The sequence below is a fragment of the Microbacterium sp. EB106-03-03-XG65 genome (genome assembly GCF_058791955.1).
In genome coordinates this window covers 2,461,044-2,476,364 of record NZ_JBYTEB010000001.1, presented here as the reverse complement: position 1 = coordinate 2,476,364, position 15,321 = coordinate 2,461,044, and the positions used below count along the sequence as shown (strand labels likewise).

Here is a 15,321-nt window from a genome sequence, read left to right as displayed (position 1 = left end):
ATCGCCGCGATGTCGCGATAGTGCCGGGGGAGCACGGATCGCTCGTCCTTCGGGCCACGGACAGGCCAGACCCTCTACCCCCGGGGTGCCCACCGTGCTCGATTCCGTCTTCACTCCTCTCGTGATGCCGCGCGTGGGCGAGCCGCCGCTCGACCTCCGGACCGAGACGGATCGGGCCCGAGCGCGCGGCTATGCCGACGGCTACGCCGAGGGGCTGCGACGGGCACGGGATGAGGCGGCGATCCAGGCGGCGCACGCGGAACGACGCGAGCGCGAGCTCTCCGAGACCTACCTTCATCAGCGGGGTTCGGCGCTGCGCGCTCTCGATACCGCGCGGGATGCTCTCGACGCCAGGACCGAGAGCGTGCGTGCGGTCGCCGTCGAGACGCTCGAGCAGCTGGCGGTCGAACTCGCCGAGACGATCCTCGGGACCGAGGTCTCCGACCCCGCGCGCTCAGCCGCCCATGCAGTGCGCAGAGCCGTCGAAGAGGCTCCGGTCGATCGCTGGACCACAGTCTTCCTGAGCGAGCAGGATGCGCCGATCGTCGAGGCCGACGACGACCTCCGCGGCCTCATGGCAGGCATCGAGGTGGTCGCGTCCTCTGCGGTGGATCCCGGGGGCGCGCTGGTCGAGATCGAAGACGGCGAGATCGATACCCGGATCGCGCACGCACTGCGACGTGCGCAGGCCGAGCTGCGGCGCGAGACCGAGCCAGGCGAGCGGATCGCCTGATGACGACCTCCTGGACGCGCGCGATCGCGGCCGCTCGCCCCGAGCACACGGGCGTCGTGCAGGCGGTGCGAGGCCTCGGCGTCGAGGTGCGTGGGGTGGCGGGAGCGGTCGGCGACCGCGTGCGCATCGACACGACCACGGGGCGTTCCGTCGAGGCGGAGATCGTGGCGCTCGACGGGGCCGCGGCGCGCTGCATGCCCCTCGGAAGGCTCGACGGCATCACGGCGCGAGCGCGGGTCCGCCACGCGGGCGCGCCGCTTCAGGTGCCCACCGGCCCGTCACTGCTCGGACGCGTTCTCGACGGCCTCGGCCGCCCGATCGACGGCAAGGGGCCGCTGCCGAGCACCGCGCCGCTCGTTCCGCTCGATCACGATGCGCCGAGCGTGATCACGCGACGACGGATCGATCGGCAGCTCGGTCTCGGCGTGCGCGTGCTCGACACGATGACCCCGGTCGGCTCCGGCCAGCGCATGGGCCTGTTCGCCGGATCGGGAGTCGGCAAGTCGTCGCTCATGTCGATGATCGCTCGCGGATCGTCCGCCGACGTCACGGTGATCGCGCTCGTGGGCGAGCGTGGACGAGAGGTGCGGGAGTTCCTCGAGGACGATCTCGGCCAAGACGGTCTCGCGCGCTCGGTGGTCGTGGTCGCGACGTCCGATCAGCCCGCGATGGCACGTCTGCGGTCGGCCTTCGTGGCCACCCGCATCGCGGAGCAGTTCCGCGACGACGGTCTCGACGTCGTGCTCATGATGGACTCGCTCACGCGCGTCGCGATGGCGCAGCGCGAGATCGGACTCAGCGCGGGCGAACCCCCGGCGACGCGCGGCTATCCGCCGTCGACGTTCTCGGTGCTCGCGAGACTCCTGGAGCGCGCGGGCACCGCCGAGACCGGGTCGATCACCGGCCTCTACACCGTTCTCGTCGACGGCGACGACCACAACGAGCCGATCGCCGACGCCGCGCGAGGGATCCTCGACGGGCACGTGGTGCTCGATCGCTCTCTCGCGATCCGCGGGCACTTCCCGGCCGTGGATGCTCTCGGATCCGTCTCGCGCGTGGTCTCGAAGATCACGACCCCCGAGCAGCGTGGGCAGGCGGTGATGCTGCGCAGCGTGCTCGCCGCACGTCGCAGCGCGAACGATCTGATCGACATCGGCGCCTACCGTCAAGGGGCCAATCCGCTCGTCGACGCCGCCGTCGAGCATGAGTCGGAGATCGCACGGTTCCTCACCCAGCCGATGGATCACCTGAGCACCGTCGACGAATCCTGGCAGCAGCTCGCTGCCCTCACGAGCGAGTTCGGAGGACTCACCCCATGACCTTCCCTCTGGCCGGGCTGCTCCGCGTGCGCGGCGCCCAGGAACGTGTCGCCGCAGAGCACCTCTCGCGTGCGACCGCCGAGCGCGTGCGGACCGAGACCGCGACGCAGGATGCTCAGGCGAGCCTCGCCGATCTCAGCGCGCAGGTGAATGACTCATCGACGCTGCTGGCGATGGCCGCGGCGCGAGCCGCCGGCCGCAGCGCCCTGAGCGATCTTCAGGCGCTCTCCGCGCTCAGCCGTGCGGCGGAGGACGAGGCGAAGAGCGCGCATATCGAGGCGAGGCGTGAGCTGAAGGGCCTCGAGAGACTGGAGAGCTCGCACCGCGTGGAGGAGGCTCGCGCCGAACTGTCGGCCGAGCAGAACAGACTCGACGAGATCGCCGTCGCCCGCGCCGGGCGCAAAGCAGCGGGTGCCGCATGACCGGCATCGACGGCGTGATCGTCCGTGTCGGCGAGATCGAGAGCCGCATCATCGCTCTCGATCCGGCGGCGCGCGGCTCTGCCGCGACCGCATCGGCCCCCGCCGAGGCTGCTGCGGAGGCTCCGACCACCGCTGCATCGACCTTCGCCGGACTGCTCGAGACAGCCACGAGCGCATCTGCGGGCGCATCGGATGCCGCGGCGCGCGCCGTCACGGCCCGTGAGGCCTCGGCAGGGTCGGAGACCGCGGCATCGACGAGCACCGCGACGTCCACCGTGACGAGCGCCGACGCTGCCGAGCTGGTGAGCGCTCTGCAGACGCTGTTCGCGGCGAACAGCAGCGGGAGCGGCGCCTCCTCGCTTTCGCAGTATGCGGGGTTGATCACATGACGACGGTAGGTCTCCTGGGCGCGCTGGCGGCGGATCGCTCCGCGACGAGCACGGCTTCGGGTCGCGACACGGGTGAGCCCGAGACTTCCTTCGACGAGATCATCGTGCAGGTTCGCGAACTCGCGTCGGGACTGCATCCCGTGGGTCGAGAGGCCTCGGGGCCGTCCGGGGAGGGCGACCTCGCCCCCGCACAGGCGGATGCGAGAGCCCTCGCTGCCGCCGCCGCGCTGCTCGGCGTCGTCGACCAGACTCCGGCCGCCCCCGAGGCGAGTGCGGATCCCCGCGGCGCCGACGACGCGAGCGCGGCCGACGGTGCCGAGGCATACGGCACGGTCGCTGCCGGACCGATCGTGATCGCGGTACCCTTCGACGCCGCGACGACGACCACGATTCTGGAGGCGGCCCTCGCACCGCAGGATGCCGAGGCATCCGCATCCGCATCCGCGTCTGCATCGCCGCCAGCGGTCATGGGCGGCGGCCTTGCCGGGGGCGGCAGCTCTGCGGCATCCGCTGGTTCCGCCGCATCCGTGGCATCCACAGCTTCCATCGCTTCCGCCACCGTCGCCGCATCCGCCGCCGTCGGTGGGGCGGCGGGCCCGCAGGGCTCATCGCCGAACGCCCCGCGCGTCGCCGAGGAGTCGCTCGATGCGCAGGCCGTCCACGCAGGCTCCACGCAGCCGCTTCGCCTGCAGACGCCCGAGTCGGCTGCACCCGGGGGTGCGGGCGTGCCGCGCACGGAAGGCTCGCCGGCGCCGGTCGCCGGTCGTACGGTGCCTGCGCCCCCCGCTCCGGTGGGGCCGACTGCAGACATCACGGCGTCCGCCGAGGCGGCCGGCGACGGCACGGCAGAGCCCGTGCTGGCGACCGGCGACCGCGCAGCGTCGCTGCCCGCTGCCACTGCCGCATCCGGCTCCCACTCCGCCGCTCCCGCCGCCACCGGTGTCTCCGTCATCACGCCGAGCGCCGTGGCCCCTGCTGCCGCCGTCGCGGCGGGCGACGTCGCGCCCGACGCCACCCGTACCGTCGCCGCTCAGGTGGCTCCGGCGGTGCTCAGCATTGCGCAGCGACCCGCGGGAGCGCACCAGCTGACCATGACAGTGAACCCCGATTCGCTGGGGCCCGTCACGGTGCGCGCCCACATCGGTCAGGCCGGCGAGGTGCAGGTGGAGCTGATCGGAGGCACGGATGCGGGGCGCGACGCGCTGCGGTCGATCGTCGCCGATCTGCGACGCGACCTGGCCGCCGTGTCGCCGCACGCCACTCTCTCGGTGAGCACCGGGGTCTCCGCCGATCCGGGCTCCGGCCGAGGAGGACAAGCCGGTGCCGAAGCCGCGGCGGGTGACCAGGGCCAGCGCCGAGACGGCCCGCCCGACCAGAGAGGGCAGCGCCCGGGCTCAGACCGGGGCGACGGCCCCGCCCACACGATCCGCATCACCACCAGCACCCGCGCCGGCGTCGGCGAGGGCCTCGACACGTTCGCCTGAGAGGACACACCCATGACCGTCGACGCCGTGAGCGCACCGACCTCGATCCACACCAGCGGCACAGCCGATCCCGCTGCCCGAAAGCAGACGCTCGACGGAGAGGTCTTCCTCAAGCTCCTCGTGACCCAGCTCACGCATCAGGACCCCTCGAACCCGATGGACACGAACGAGATGATCTCGCAGACGACCCAGCTGGCGATGATGGAGCAGCTGACGACACTCACCGAGAACGGCACCGAGGCGTTCGCCCTGAACATGCGTCAGGCCGCGACCGCGCTGATCGGGCAGGAAGCCAGCTACAAGGATGCCGACGGCAAGACCGTCACCGGCATCGTCACCAAGGTCTCGTTCGACGGACCCGTTCCCCAGGTGACCATCGGCGACAAGACCGTCGCGCTCGACGCCATCACGGGGGTCGCCACGCAGGCCGCATCCCCACAGACCCCCGAATCACCCCAGACCCCCACCGTGCCGGAAACCCCCGCCGCGGCCTGACCTCGCATACCCACACAGGAAGAGAGACACACATGCTTCGCTCGCTCTACTCCGGGATCTCCGGCCTCCGTTCACACCAGACCATGCTCGACGTGACGGGCAACAACATCGCCAACGTCAACACCGCAGGCTTCAAGGGGTCGTCGGTGCTGTTCCAGGACTCGCTGTCGCAGCTCATCGGCAACCCCGGCATCCCCGACGACGAGGTCGGCGGGCGAAACCCCGCCCAGGTGGGCCTCGGTGTGCAGGTCGCCGGCGTGCGCACGAACTTCGCGCAGGGGTCGGCCCAGGCGACCGGTCGCGGCGGCGACCTGATGATCTCGGGCGACGGATTCTTCGCCGTGAGCTCGGGGGGAGAGACCCTCTACACCCGCGCCGGAGGGTTCTCCTTCGACCCGACGGGCAAGATGGTCACCGCTGACGGTGCCGTGGTGCAGGGGTGGCCGGCTCAGAACGGCGTCGTCAACACCGGACAGGCGGTCGGCAACATCGTGCTCCCGCTCGACGTCGTGTCGCCGGCGCGCGCGACCAGCGCCGCCTCCGTCACCGGCAACCTGCCCTCGACCGCGGCCGTGGGCGACGAGCTGGTGCGCGACGTCACGGTCTTCGACGCGCAGGGGACTCCCTCGACGCTCAGCCTGACATTCACCAAGACGACCACCGGGTGGAACGTCGAAGAGCCCACCAGCGGGGCGACCGGCGCACTGACCTTCACGAACGGTGAGCAGGCGGCACCCGGGCTCACTCTCGCGGTCGGAGGCGTGAGCGTCGACCTCAGCGCCGTCACCGGTTACGCGACGCTGTCGACGGTGGCGGTCACCGATCAGGACGGCGCCGCCGCAGGCACGCTCAAGTCCTACAGCATCACGGGCGACGGGTCGATCGTCGGCACGTTCAGCAACGGCGCGACGCAGACCCTGGGCAAGATCGCCATGGCGACGTTCGCGAACCCGGAAGGGCTCGAGAAGGCGGGCGGGAGCTCCTACCGCGCGTCGGTGAACTCGGGGGCGGTGCGCATGGGCGAGGCCGGACAGGCCGGCTTCGGCGACCTCGTCTCGGGCGCTCTCGAGATGAGCAACGTCGACCTCTCGCAGGAGTTCACCAACCTGATCGTCGCTCAGCGCGGCTTCCAGGCGAACGCGCGCATCATCACCACGAGCGACGAGGTGCTTCAGGAGCTCACGCAGCTCAAGCGCTGATCCACCGATCGGTCCGGATGACGGAAGGGCTCCTCGCGGTTCGCGGGGAGCCCTTTCGTCATCGGTTACCGAAGCCGTCCCGCGTCGCGATAGTCGGGCGGACTTGCCCCTCCTCCCACGCTCGGAGACGATCCGATGATCACCGTCACCCGCCTCGACCACACCCGGTTCGCGGTCAACCCCGACCTGATCGAACGCATCCAGGAATCGCCCGACACCACCCTGCACATGATCGACGGCCATGTGTACGTCGTCGCCGAAGCCCTGGATGCGGTCGTCGACCTCATCGTGTCGTATCGCGCCCGCGTGCTGCACGCGGCACACGCCATGACCGCCCGGACGGGGGAGTGACGATGGATCCCGCTTTCATCATCGGAGTCATCCTCGCGTTCGGCGCGCTGGTCGCGATGATCACGATGGAGGGCGCGAGCTTCCAGGCGCTGCTCATCCCGGCCCCGATGATCCTCGTGCTGGGCTCGACGATCGGCGTCGGCATCGCGAGCCACACGATGCGCGACACGATCATCGCGGTCAAGAGTCTCGGACGCATGGTGCGCGGGCCCAAGGCGACCCCGGAGGCCGTGATCCCGTTCCTCGTCGGCTACGCCGAGAAGGCGCGCGGCGAAGGACTGCTCTCCCTCGAACAGGAGGTCGACTCGGCACCCGACGCGTTCACACGTCAGGCGCTGCAGGCTCTCGCAGACGGCACCGATGCCGAGGACCTGCGCATGACGATGGATGACGAGATCACCGCGACCTCGTCGCGCACCCGCGTGGCGGCGAAGTTCTTCGCGTCGCTGGGCGGCTACGCCCCGACGATCGGCATCGTCGGCACGGTCGTCTCGCTCACCCACGTGCTCGAGAAGCTCGATGAGCCCGACCACCTCGGACCCATGATCGCCGCCGCGTTCGTCGCCACACTGTGGGGACTGCTCTCGGCGAACTTCATCTGGAACCCGATCGCCGGACGCCTGAACCGGATCGGCGCCGTCGAGCTCGAGCGCATGACCCTGGTCGCCGAGGGCATGCTCGCCATCCAGGCCGGCAGCGCGCCGCACCTTCTGCAGGAGCGACTCGAGGCACTCTCGACCGTCACGCCGAAGGCCGCGAAGAAGAAGAAGGGCCAGCCCGCGGAGGAGTCTCCGTGAGCACGGCTCGCCGGTCGCGTTCGCGCGGGCACGACGAAGAGCACGACGAGCCGGACGAGCGCTGGGCGGTGTCCTACGCCGACATGGTCACGGTGCTGATGTGTCTGTTCATCGTGCTGTTCGCGGTCTCGAACGTCGACAAGACCAAGTTCGAGCTCCTCGCGAACAGCCTGGCGACCGGATTCGGCCAGGAGAGCACCGAGGGCGGAGCCGACACGGCCGAGGGGATGGTGATCCCGCCCGAGCTCCAGGACGAAGACGGTGTCGTCGACCTCACCGCTCGCGCCGAGGTCGAATACGAGTCGCTCGAAGACCTGAAGGACCGGATGCGCGCGGCGCTGCAGGTGCAGGGCCTTCAGGACGCCGTCGAGTTCGTCATCGACGACCGCGGTCTCAACGTCGGCCTCATCGGCGCCGAGACCTTCTTCGGAGACAACAGCACCTCCCTCTCGAGCAAGGCCGACGCCGTGCTCGACGCGATCGGCGACGTGCTGATCACGGTCGGCAACCAGGTCAGCGTCGAGGGCCACGCCGATCATCGCGTCTCGGCCGATCCCTACCCCACGAACTGGGAGCTGTCGGGAGGACGAGCCACTCAGGTCGCGCGGTTCCTCGTCGAGCACGAGGGAGTCGGCGGCCCGCGTGTGAAGGCGACCGCGTTCTCCGATACGCGACCCCTCGTTCCCGGCGACAGCCCCGAGGCGCTGGCGGGCAACCGGCGTGTCGACATCGTCGTCGAATCGAGCGAGGAAGAGCAGGTGCGAGCGCTGATCCCCGCGATCGCCGCCGCTGCCGAGGGGAGCTGACATCACATGACCAGCACAGTCGAGGAGACGTCGATGACCGCATCCGTGCGTATGGATGAGCCTGCCACGCGGTACGCCGAGTACGATTTCAGCCGCCCTGCGCAACTGGGACGCGAGAGCACCCGCCACCTCGAGGCCGCATTCGAGTCGTTCGCGCGTCTCTGGTCGTCGCAGCTGACGGCGAAGGTGCGGGTGCGCGCTCATCTGGCCGTCGAGAGCGTCGACCTGATCTCGTACGAGGAGTACGCCGAGACGCTGCCGAGCACCACCGCCATGGTCACGGGGGCCTTCGACGGCCGTGATGAGCCCTGCGTCGTGCAGTTCGGCCTCGACAGCGCGCTGCTGTGGGTCGTGCAGATGATGGGAGGGCGCACCACGTCGCCCCCCGAGGCTCGCACGTTCACCCCGATCGAGCTCGCCCTCGTGCGCAACATCATGGAAGGCACCTTCGAGCATCTGTATGCGAGCCTGGGCTCGCTTCTGCCGAGCGAGCCGAGGTTCACGGCGGTGCACTACAACCCGCAGTACATGCAGGTGATCTCGGCCGCAGCGGCCGTCATCGTCGCTCGCTACACGATGCGTCTGGGCGATGCCGAGAGCACCGCCACCGTGATGCTGCCCGCGACGACGGTGGTCGACCGCCTGGCCGCCTCCGGCACCGATTCGTCTGCCGATCACACGCCCACGCAGACGCTCGATCAGGTGCGCAGCACCCCGCTCGAGTTGACCCTGCGGCTCGCGCCGCTCACGATCGGCACGGGCGAGGTGCTCGACCTCGCGCCCGGGGATCTGCTGCGGCTGCCCCACGCCGAGACCGCCCCGTTCGAGCTCGTCGCCGGAGAGATCCCCATCGCACGGGCAACACCGGGCAGCCGCGGCTCGCGCCTGACCTGCAAGATCACGACCATCACCGAGGAGACCCACTGATGAGCACCTTCCACGAGACCGCCGTCGCCGCGGCGATTGCCGGCAGGCTGCCGTTCGGCTACCCCGTGATCCCCACGCCGTCGACCGACCCCGGTGCGACCGGCGAGGCCGTCGCCGTGACCGTGACGGGCACCCCGGGCGCGCGGATCGCGATCCAGGTCGTCGATCCGTCGCAGCTCGACGACGGCTCGCCCACGGCGCGTCTCGCCGATCGACTGCATCCGATCCTCGAGTCGGCAGCCGCCGTGTTCGGTGCCGGTGCTCTCAGCGCCGCCGAACCGGTCGACGCGGCAGAGGTGTTCTCGCAGCCGGGCACCCAGGTCTTCGACCTGGTCGACGCCGACGGCGCCGTGGCGGCCCGGGCGTCTGTGCGGGTGGAGGGCGGTGCCACGGCGCCGGCGCAAGGACCGCAGCGCCTCAGCAGGATCGCCGGAGTCGAGATGGAGCTGGTGGTCGAGATCGGCCGCACGCGGATGCCGGTGCGAGACGTGCTGGCACTCGAACCCGGCCGCGTCGTCGAACTCGACCGTGCGGCAGGATCGCCGGCCGACATCAAGCTCAACGGTCGCCTGATCGGACACGGCACTGTCGTCGTGGCAGAGGGCGACTTCGCCATTCGCGTCGAGCGCATCCTCGACGGCGCCGAGACGGTCTGACGGTGGACGACCTGCTGGTCGCGGTCCGCGCGGTCGTCGCTCTCGCGGCGGTACTCGGTCTGCTGCTCTTCCTCAGCCGTCGGCTGCAGAAGAGCCAGAACGCGGGCACGAGCCCGCTCGCGGGGCTGATGCCGAAGAAGCTCGCGAGGCTCACCGAACTCCGTCCCGCGAAGAGCCCCTCCGCCGGTGGCGGCCGCCCGCGTGCGGAGAAGATCACGGTCGTGGCCCGCTCGGGGATCGGCGGCAAGGCGCAGCTCGTCGTAGCGGAGTTCGGAGGCATCCGCTATGTGCTGGGTGTCACGGAGCAGGGCATCAGCGTCGTCGACACGCAGGAGGCGCCGCTGATCGACGAGGAACCCGTCGACCGCGACCGGATCGACGATGACACGACCGGCCCCACGGAGGAGCCGCCGAACGACATCGTCGATCGCGCGCTGCGCTCGGTCGCCTGACCGCGCCGGACCGCGCCCTCGACGGCGGCGGTTACGCGCGCGTCCGCTGTCGCGATAGTCGCCTGCGAGCACGGATCGCTCGACACCCCGGCTACGGATCGGCCACGACACCCATCTTCGGAGTGCCGCCGTGCCCCCATCCGCGTCTCCCACAGCGCCGCCCGCGCGCGCGTGGTCGAGGTCGCCGCGACGCACGGCCCTGCTCGTTCTGGTCGGATGCGCGGTCGCGCTGCTCGTCGTACTGCTGCATGCCTCGGGAGCGCATGCGGCGGGAGTGATCGTCCCCACCGAGACCGTCGACGACGGCGGCTCGGGCGGGGTGACGATCAACGGCATCAACGGCACCCCCTCCGACAGCATCATGACGCTGCTCGGGATCACGGTCCTCAGCGTCGCTCCTGCGCTGCTGCTCATGATGTCGAGCTTCACCAAGATCTTCGTGGTGCTCGCGCTGACCCGGAACGCGCTGTCGCTGCCGTCGATCCCGCCGAACCAGGTGCTCGCCGGTCTCAGCCTGTTCCTCACGCTGTTCATCATGTGGCCCGTGCTCACCGACATCAACACGGTCGCCGTGAGTCCCTTCACCGCCGGTCAGATGGACTTCGGGCGTGCGTTCGAACTCGCTCAGGAGCCGCTTCGTCAGTGGATGCTGTCGTACACGCGCGAAGAGGACATCGCGCTGATGTACCGCGCTGCGCAGCTCGAGAACCCGACCGATCCCGCGAGCATCCCGCTGCAGACCCTCGTGCCGGCCTTCATGATCAGCGAGCTCCGCGCCGCGTTCCTCATCGGCTTCATCATCTTCGTGCCGTTCCTCGTGATCGACCTCGTGGTGGCGAGCGCGCTGATGTCGATGGGAATGATGATGCTCCCGCCGGTCATGATCTCGCTTCCGTTCAAGATCCTGCTGTTTCTCCTGGTCGACGGGTGGGGCATGGTGATCACGGCTCTCGTGCAGTCGTACAGCGGGGGTGGCGGATGACCCCCGAAGCTGTCATCGACATCGGCACCGCGGCGCTCATCGTCGGAGCGAAGCTGTGCGCGCCCCTGCTCGTCACGGCGCTCGTCGTCGGGTTCGCGATCTCGCTGCTGCAGTCGATCACCCAGGTGCAGGAGATGACGATCTCGTTCGTGCCGAAGCTCATCGCCGTCGGCATCGCGCTGCTCGTGAGCGGCCAGTGGATGATCGCCGAACTCATCGCCTTCACGAACGAGATGTTCGCACGCATCCCGTCGCTGTTGAACGGCGGCTGATGAACATCCCCATCGACTTCACCTGGCTCGAGGCCACCGCTCTCGCCTGCGTGCGGATCACGGCCTTCCTGGTCATCGCGCCGCCCTTCAGTCACGGCACGATCCCCATGCGCATCCGGGCCATGCTCGGTGTCGGTCTGGCGCTCGCGGTCTCGCCGGTGATCTCCGAGGGGTACGAGCGCCTCGACACGGGCGGGTTCATGTTCGCGCTCGTCGGGCAGGCCATCACGGGAGCGCTGTTGGGATTCCTCGTCATGGTGCTGTTCAGTGCGATCCAGGGCGCCGGTCACCTCGTCGACACGTTCGGCGGGTTCCAGCTGGCGCAGGCGTTCGACCCGGGTATGGCGATCAACGGTGCGCAGTTCACGCGGCTCTTCCAGATGACGGCGATCATGCTGCTGTTCGCCTCCGACGGCTACCAGCTCGTGCTGGCCGGTCTGTTCCGCTCGTTCGACGCGGTTCCGGTCACGGCCATGATCGATCTCGCCGAACCCGCGCACGCTCTCGTCGGCGCGGCGGGGCAGATGATGCTCAGCGCCGTGCAGATCGCGGGACCGCTGCTGATCGTGCTGTTCCTCGCCGATGTCGGACTGGGACTGGTGTCTCGGGTCGCGCCCGCGCTCAACGCGTTCGCGTTGGGATTCCCGATCAAGATCGGCCTCACTCTGCTCCTCGTCGGCTTCGTGTACGCCGCACTTCCCGCTGTCGTCGCGGTCATCGCCGACACCGCGGCCACGCTGCTGGTGGAGGTGACCCGATGAGCGACGGAGGCAGCGGAGAACGCACCGAGAAGACCACGGAGAGGCGCCTGAAGGAGGCGCGCCGCAAGGGACAGATCGGTCGCAGTCAGGACTTCACGGCCTGGGTCTGCATCGGCGCCGCCGCAGTGATGATCGTCCCGACGATCGCCTCGAGCACGCAGGTGCTGACGGAGCTCTTCCTCCGCGTGCCTCAGATGGCCAACGACCCCACGGATGCCGCCGCGCTCGATGTCCTGGGCACCGCTTTCGCGTCGCTCGGCGGCATCCTGCTGCCGATGCTGGCCGTCGTGCTGCTCGCGACGACCGCGACCGCCGTGGCGCAGGGCGGCATCCACCTGCGCGGTGTCACCACGCGCGTCGAGCAGTTCAACCTCGCGGCAGGTCTCATGAGGGTCTTCGGCAAGCAGGCTCTGTGGGAGGGAGCGAAGGCGCTGCTCAAGACGCTCGCGATCGGGATGGCCCTGTGGGTCGTGGTCGCAGGCCTCGTACCCGTGCTGATGGCCAGCGGCAGCCACAACATCACGTGGCTGATCGAGCAGGCAGCCGGGGGAGCGGCCTCGCTGCTGCAGGTCGCGGTCGTGGTGGGCATCATCCTCGCGGCGCTCGACGTCGCCGTGGTCATGCGTCGCAATCGCAAGCACACGCACATGACCAAGAACGAGGCGAAAGACGAGCACAAGAAGACCGAGGGTGATCCTCTCGTGCGCTCTCAGCGACGTTCCCGGCAGATGGCGATGAGTCGGAACCGCATGATCGCGGCGGTCGGCGACAGCGACGTCGTGCTGGTGAACCCCACGCACGTCGCCGTGGCGCTGCGCTATGAGCCCGGCCGGTCGGCACCGCGCGTGGTGGCCAAGGGGGCGGGCATCGTGGCGCTGAAGATCAGGGAGAAGGCCGAGCAGGCCGGGGTGCCCATGGTCCGCGACATCCCCCTCGCCCGCGCGCTGCACGCCGCGTGCGACATCGGCCGGGAGATCCCCGAAGAGCTCTTCACCGCCGTTGCCCAGGTGCTCGCGTTCATCGAGCATCTGAAGCGGCGAGGATCGGCGCGCGGCACCCACACGATGCCGTTCGCCAGCACGCGGGAGCGCGGACTGTGAGTCGCGTCGCGCGAGGTGCCGAGCGACGACCAAGACGAATCCATGACGACGGGAACGGGAAGGTGAGGACCGCATGATCGGTCAGCTGCTGTCGAAGGCCGGGGTGCCGGTCGGCGTGGTCGGCATCATCCTGCTGCTCATCGTGCCGATCCCGACGGCGTTGCTCGATGTGCTCATCGTGCTCAACATCTCGTTCGCGCTTCTGATCCTGCTCACCGCGATGTTCGTGAAGAAGCCGCTCGACTTCTCGGTGTTCCCGAGCCTGCTGCTGGTGGCGACGCTCTTCCGACTCGGACTGAACGTCGCCTCGACGAGACTCGTGCTCAGCGAGGCGCACGCGGGGCAGGTGATCCAGGCCTTCGGACAGATCACCATCAGCGGATCGCTGGTCATCGGCGCCGTGATCTTCCTGATCCTCACCGTGATCCAGTTCGTCGTCGTCACGAAGGGAGCCGAGCGCGTCGCCGAGGTGGGCGCCCGATTCACCCTCGACGCGATGCCGGGCAAGCAGATGGCGATCGACGCCGATCTGAACGCGGGCCTCATCACCGACACCGAGGCGCGGCAGCGTCGGGCCGAGGTCGCGGCCGAGGCGGACTTCTACGGTGCGATGGACGGTGCATCGAAGTTCGTCAAGGGAGACGCGATCGCCGGGATCGTGATCGTCGTCATCAACTTCGTCGGCGGCATCATCATCGGCATGCTGCAGCACGGCATGGAGGTCGGCGAGGCGTTCGAGACCTACAGCATCCTGACGATCGGCGACGGACTCGTCACCCAGATCCCGGCGCTGCTCATGGCGGTCTCCACCGGCATGATCGTGACCCGCGAGAACGCGGAGTCCGAGATGGGGCAGGCGGCGGGGCGCCAGCTCATGCAGTCGCGCAACGCCCTGATCATCACGGGTCTCGCGGCGATCGCCATGGGATTCATCCCGGGCATGCCGCTCGTGGTCTTCCTCGCCATCGGCGCGCTCCTGCTCTTCGCGGCGTCGAGGGTGAAGGCGAGCGAGACGCGCGAGGCCGAGCGTGAAGTCGAGGCGCTGCAGAAGGAGGCGAGCGATGCCGCGGCGGAAGGACCGGAAGAGCTCATGGACCGCATGCGCGTGCACGCTCTCGAGATCTCCCTCTCGCCCGACATCGTCGATCTTGCCTCCGGGGGCGCCGGTGATCTGCTGACCAGGGTGAAGTCGCTGCGGCGCAAGCTCGCGCTCGACATCGGCATCCTGATGCCGCCTGTTCGCACGCGCGACAACATCGATCTTCCGGCGCAGACCTACGCCATCCTCATCGCCGGGGTCGAGGTCGGGCGCGGATCGGTGCCCCGCGGGCATGTGCTCGCGCTCGGCACGGGGCTCGAGCAGCTCCCCGGAACCGCGGTGGTGGATCCGGTGTTCGGTCTCGAGGGAAAGTGGGTGCCGACCGAGATGTCGCATGCCGCGGACATGGCGGGAGCGACCGTGATCGACCGCGTGAGCGTGATCATCACCCATCTCTCGGATGTCGTGCAGGGGCAGGCCGACCGACTCCTGTCGCTCGAGGACGTGCGCCAGCTGACCGAGCATCTGAAGCAGACGAGTCCGACCACGGTCGAGGAGCTCACACCGGCCGTGCTCTCGCTGGCCGCGATCCAGCGGGTCCTCGCGGGGCTTCTGGCCGAGCGGGTGCCGATCAACGATCTCGCCCGCATCTACGAGGCGCTGGCCCTGCGGGGCAAGACATCCACCGAGACGCCGGCGCTCATCGACGCAGCACGAGCAGCCCTCGGTCCCGCGATCGCGGCGCGTTTCGCCGAGCAGGGGCGCATCCGGGTGATCATGTTCGATCCGATGCTCGAGCAGCAGATGCTCGAGGGCATGCGGGTGATCGACGGGCAGTCTCAGATCGTGCTCACCCCCGAGGCCACCATGCAGGTGATCGACAGCGTGCGCCGCACGGTGGCCGACCTCGACCAGCTCGGTCCCGAGCCCGTGCTCGTGTGTGCGCCCTCGCTGCGGCAGGCGGTGCGCCGCCTCGTGGCGGCTCAGGTCAGCGGGCTGCCCGTCCTGTCCTACGACGAGGCCGCCGCGGGCGGTATGGCGACGGATGTCGTCGGAGTGGTCCGCATGACCCGCTCGGCGCTGCCCAGCGCAACCGTCTGACGCCTGTTCCACTCATTTATGAGTGGAATAAAGTAT

The 15,321-nt window shown here is 69.4% G+C and carries 18 protein-coding genes; all 18 read left to right on the top strand.

What is annotated here, in order from left to right:
* Nucleotides 1-94: 94 nt before the first annotated feature.
* The 18 genes from AC3WS6_RS11645 (at nt 95) to AC3WS6_RS11560 (ending at nt 15,285) form a co-directional block, all read left to right on the top strand.
* The gene (locus AC3WS6_RS11645; RefSeq protein ID WP_492501167.1) at nt 95-733 is read left to right on the top strand and encodes a FliH/SctL family protein; all 639 of its coding nucleotides are present in this window, start codon (nt 95-97) and stop codon (nt 731-733) included.
* The gene (locus AC3WS6_RS11640; RefSeq protein WP_492501166.1) at nt 733-2,052 is read left to right on the top strand and encodes a FliI/YscN family ATPase; all 1,320 of its coding nucleotides are present in this window, start codon (nt 733-735) and stop codon (nt 2,050-2,052) included. The genes AC3WS6_RS11645 and AC3WS6_RS11640 overlap by 1 nt, the downstream gene beginning before the upstream one ends.
* Nucleotides 2,049-2,474 carry a flagellar FliJ family protein gene (locus tag AC3WS6_RS11635; RefSeq protein ID WP_492501165.1) on the top strand — a complete coding sequence of 142 codons (426 nt, stop codon included), beginning with the start codon at nt 2,049-2,051 and terminating at the stop codon, nt 2,472-2,474. Before AC3WS6_RS11640 ends, AC3WS6_RS11635 begins: the two co-directional genes overlap by 4 nt.
* Entirely contained in the window at nt 2,471-2,863 is a 393-nt protein-coding gene (locus AC3WS6_RS11630; protein ID WP_492501164.1) for a hypothetical protein, read from the top strand. The genes AC3WS6_RS11635 and AC3WS6_RS11630 overlap by 4 nt, the downstream gene beginning before the upstream one ends.
* Nucleotides 2,860-4,347 (top strand): flagellar hook-length control protein FliK, encoded by a 1,488-nt coding sequence (locus AC3WS6_RS11625; protein WP_492501163.1) that lies wholly within the window; start codon nt 2,860-2,862, stop codon nt 4,345-4,347. The genes AC3WS6_RS11630 and AC3WS6_RS11625 overlap by 4 nt, the downstream gene beginning before the upstream one ends.
* Nucleotides 4,348-4,359: 12 nt before the next feature.
* Nucleotides 4,360-4,842 carry a flagellar hook capping FlgD N-terminal domain-containing protein gene (locus AC3WS6_RS11620; RefSeq protein WP_492501162.1) on the top strand — a complete coding sequence of 161 codons (483 nt, stop codon included), beginning with the start codon at nt 4,360-4,362 and terminating at the stop codon, nt 4,840-4,842.
* Between the two features lie 32 nt (nt 4,843-4,874).
* Nucleotides 4,875-6,041: a flagellar hook protein FlgE gene (locus tag AC3WS6_RS11615; protein WP_492501161.1), complete on the top strand. Its 1,167-nt coding sequence runs from the start codon at nt 4,875-4,877 to the stop codon at nt 6,039-6,041.
* Nucleotides 6,042-6,176: 135 nt separating this feature from the next.
* Nucleotides 6,177-6,392: a flagellar FlbD family protein gene (locus AC3WS6_RS11610; RefSeq protein ID WP_492501160.1), complete on the top strand. Its 216-nt coding sequence runs from the start codon at nt 6,177-6,179 to the stop codon at nt 6,390-6,392.
* Nucleotides 6,393-6,394: 2 nt separating this feature from the next.
* A complete protein-coding gene (locus tag AC3WS6_RS11605; protein WP_492501159.1) occupies nt 6,395-7,189 on the top strand; it encodes a motility protein A in 795 nt (264 codons plus the stop codon).
* A complete protein-coding gene (locus tag AC3WS6_RS11600; RefSeq protein WP_492501158.1) occupies nt 7,186-7,995 on the top strand; it encodes an OmpA/MotB family protein in 810 nt (269 codons plus the stop codon). The genes AC3WS6_RS11605 and AC3WS6_RS11600 overlap by 4 nt, the downstream gene beginning before the upstream one ends.
* A gap of 6 nt (nt 7,996-8,001) precedes the next feature.
* Nucleotides 8,002-8,922 (top strand): flagellar motor switch protein FliM, encoded by a 921-nt coding sequence (locus tag AC3WS6_RS11595; RefSeq protein ID WP_492501157.1) that lies wholly within the window; start codon nt 8,002-8,004, stop codon nt 8,920-8,922.
* On the top strand, nt 8,922-9,578 hold the full coding sequence (locus tag AC3WS6_RS11590) for a FliM/FliN family flagellar motor switch protein (RefSeq protein WP_492501156.1): 657 nt from the start codon (nt 8,922-8,924) through the stop codon (nt 9,576-9,578). The genes AC3WS6_RS11595 and AC3WS6_RS11590 overlap by 1 nt, the downstream gene beginning before the upstream one ends.
* Before the next feature lie 2 nt (nt 9,579-9,580).
* Nucleotides 9,581-10,030: a flagellar biosynthetic protein FliO gene (locus tag AC3WS6_RS11585; protein ID WP_492501155.1), complete on the top strand. Its 450-nt coding sequence runs from the start codon at nt 9,581-9,583 to the stop codon at nt 10,028-10,030.
* 130 nt (nt 10,031-10,160) lie between these two features.
* Nucleotides 10,161-11,012 (top strand): flagellar type III secretion system pore protein FliP, encoded by an 852-nt coding sequence (gene fliP, locus AC3WS6_RS11580; protein ID WP_492501154.1) that lies wholly within the window; start codon nt 10,161-10,163, stop codon nt 11,010-11,012.
* On the top strand, nt 11,009-11,284 hold the full coding sequence (gene fliQ / locus AC3WS6_RS11575) for a flagellar biosynthesis protein FliQ (protein ID WP_492501153.1): 276 nt from the start codon (nt 11,009-11,011) through the stop codon (nt 11,282-11,284). Before fliP ends, fliQ begins: the two co-directional genes overlap by 4 nt.
* Nucleotides 11,284-12,045, top strand: a complete 762-nt coding sequence (locus AC3WS6_RS11570; RefSeq protein ID WP_492501152.1) for a flagellar biosynthetic protein FliR — start codon at nt 11,284-11,286, stop codon at nt 12,043-12,045. Before fliQ ends, AC3WS6_RS11570 begins: the two co-directional genes overlap by 1 nt.
* On the top strand, nt 12,042-13,145 hold the full coding sequence (locus tag AC3WS6_RS11565; protein WP_492501151.1) for an EscU/YscU/HrcU family type III secretion system export apparatus switch protein: 1,104 nt from the start codon (nt 12,042-12,044) through the stop codon (nt 13,143-13,145). Before AC3WS6_RS11570 ends, AC3WS6_RS11565 begins: the two co-directional genes overlap by 4 nt.
* 73 nt (nt 13,146-13,218) lie before the next feature.
* Nucleotides 13,219-15,285 carry a flagellar biosynthesis protein FlhA gene (locus tag AC3WS6_RS11560; RefSeq protein WP_492501150.1) on the top strand — a complete coding sequence of 689 codons (2,067 nt, stop codon included), beginning with the start codon at nt 13,219-13,221 and terminating at the stop codon, nt 15,283-15,285.
* Nucleotides 15,286-15,321: the final 36 nt, after the last annotated feature.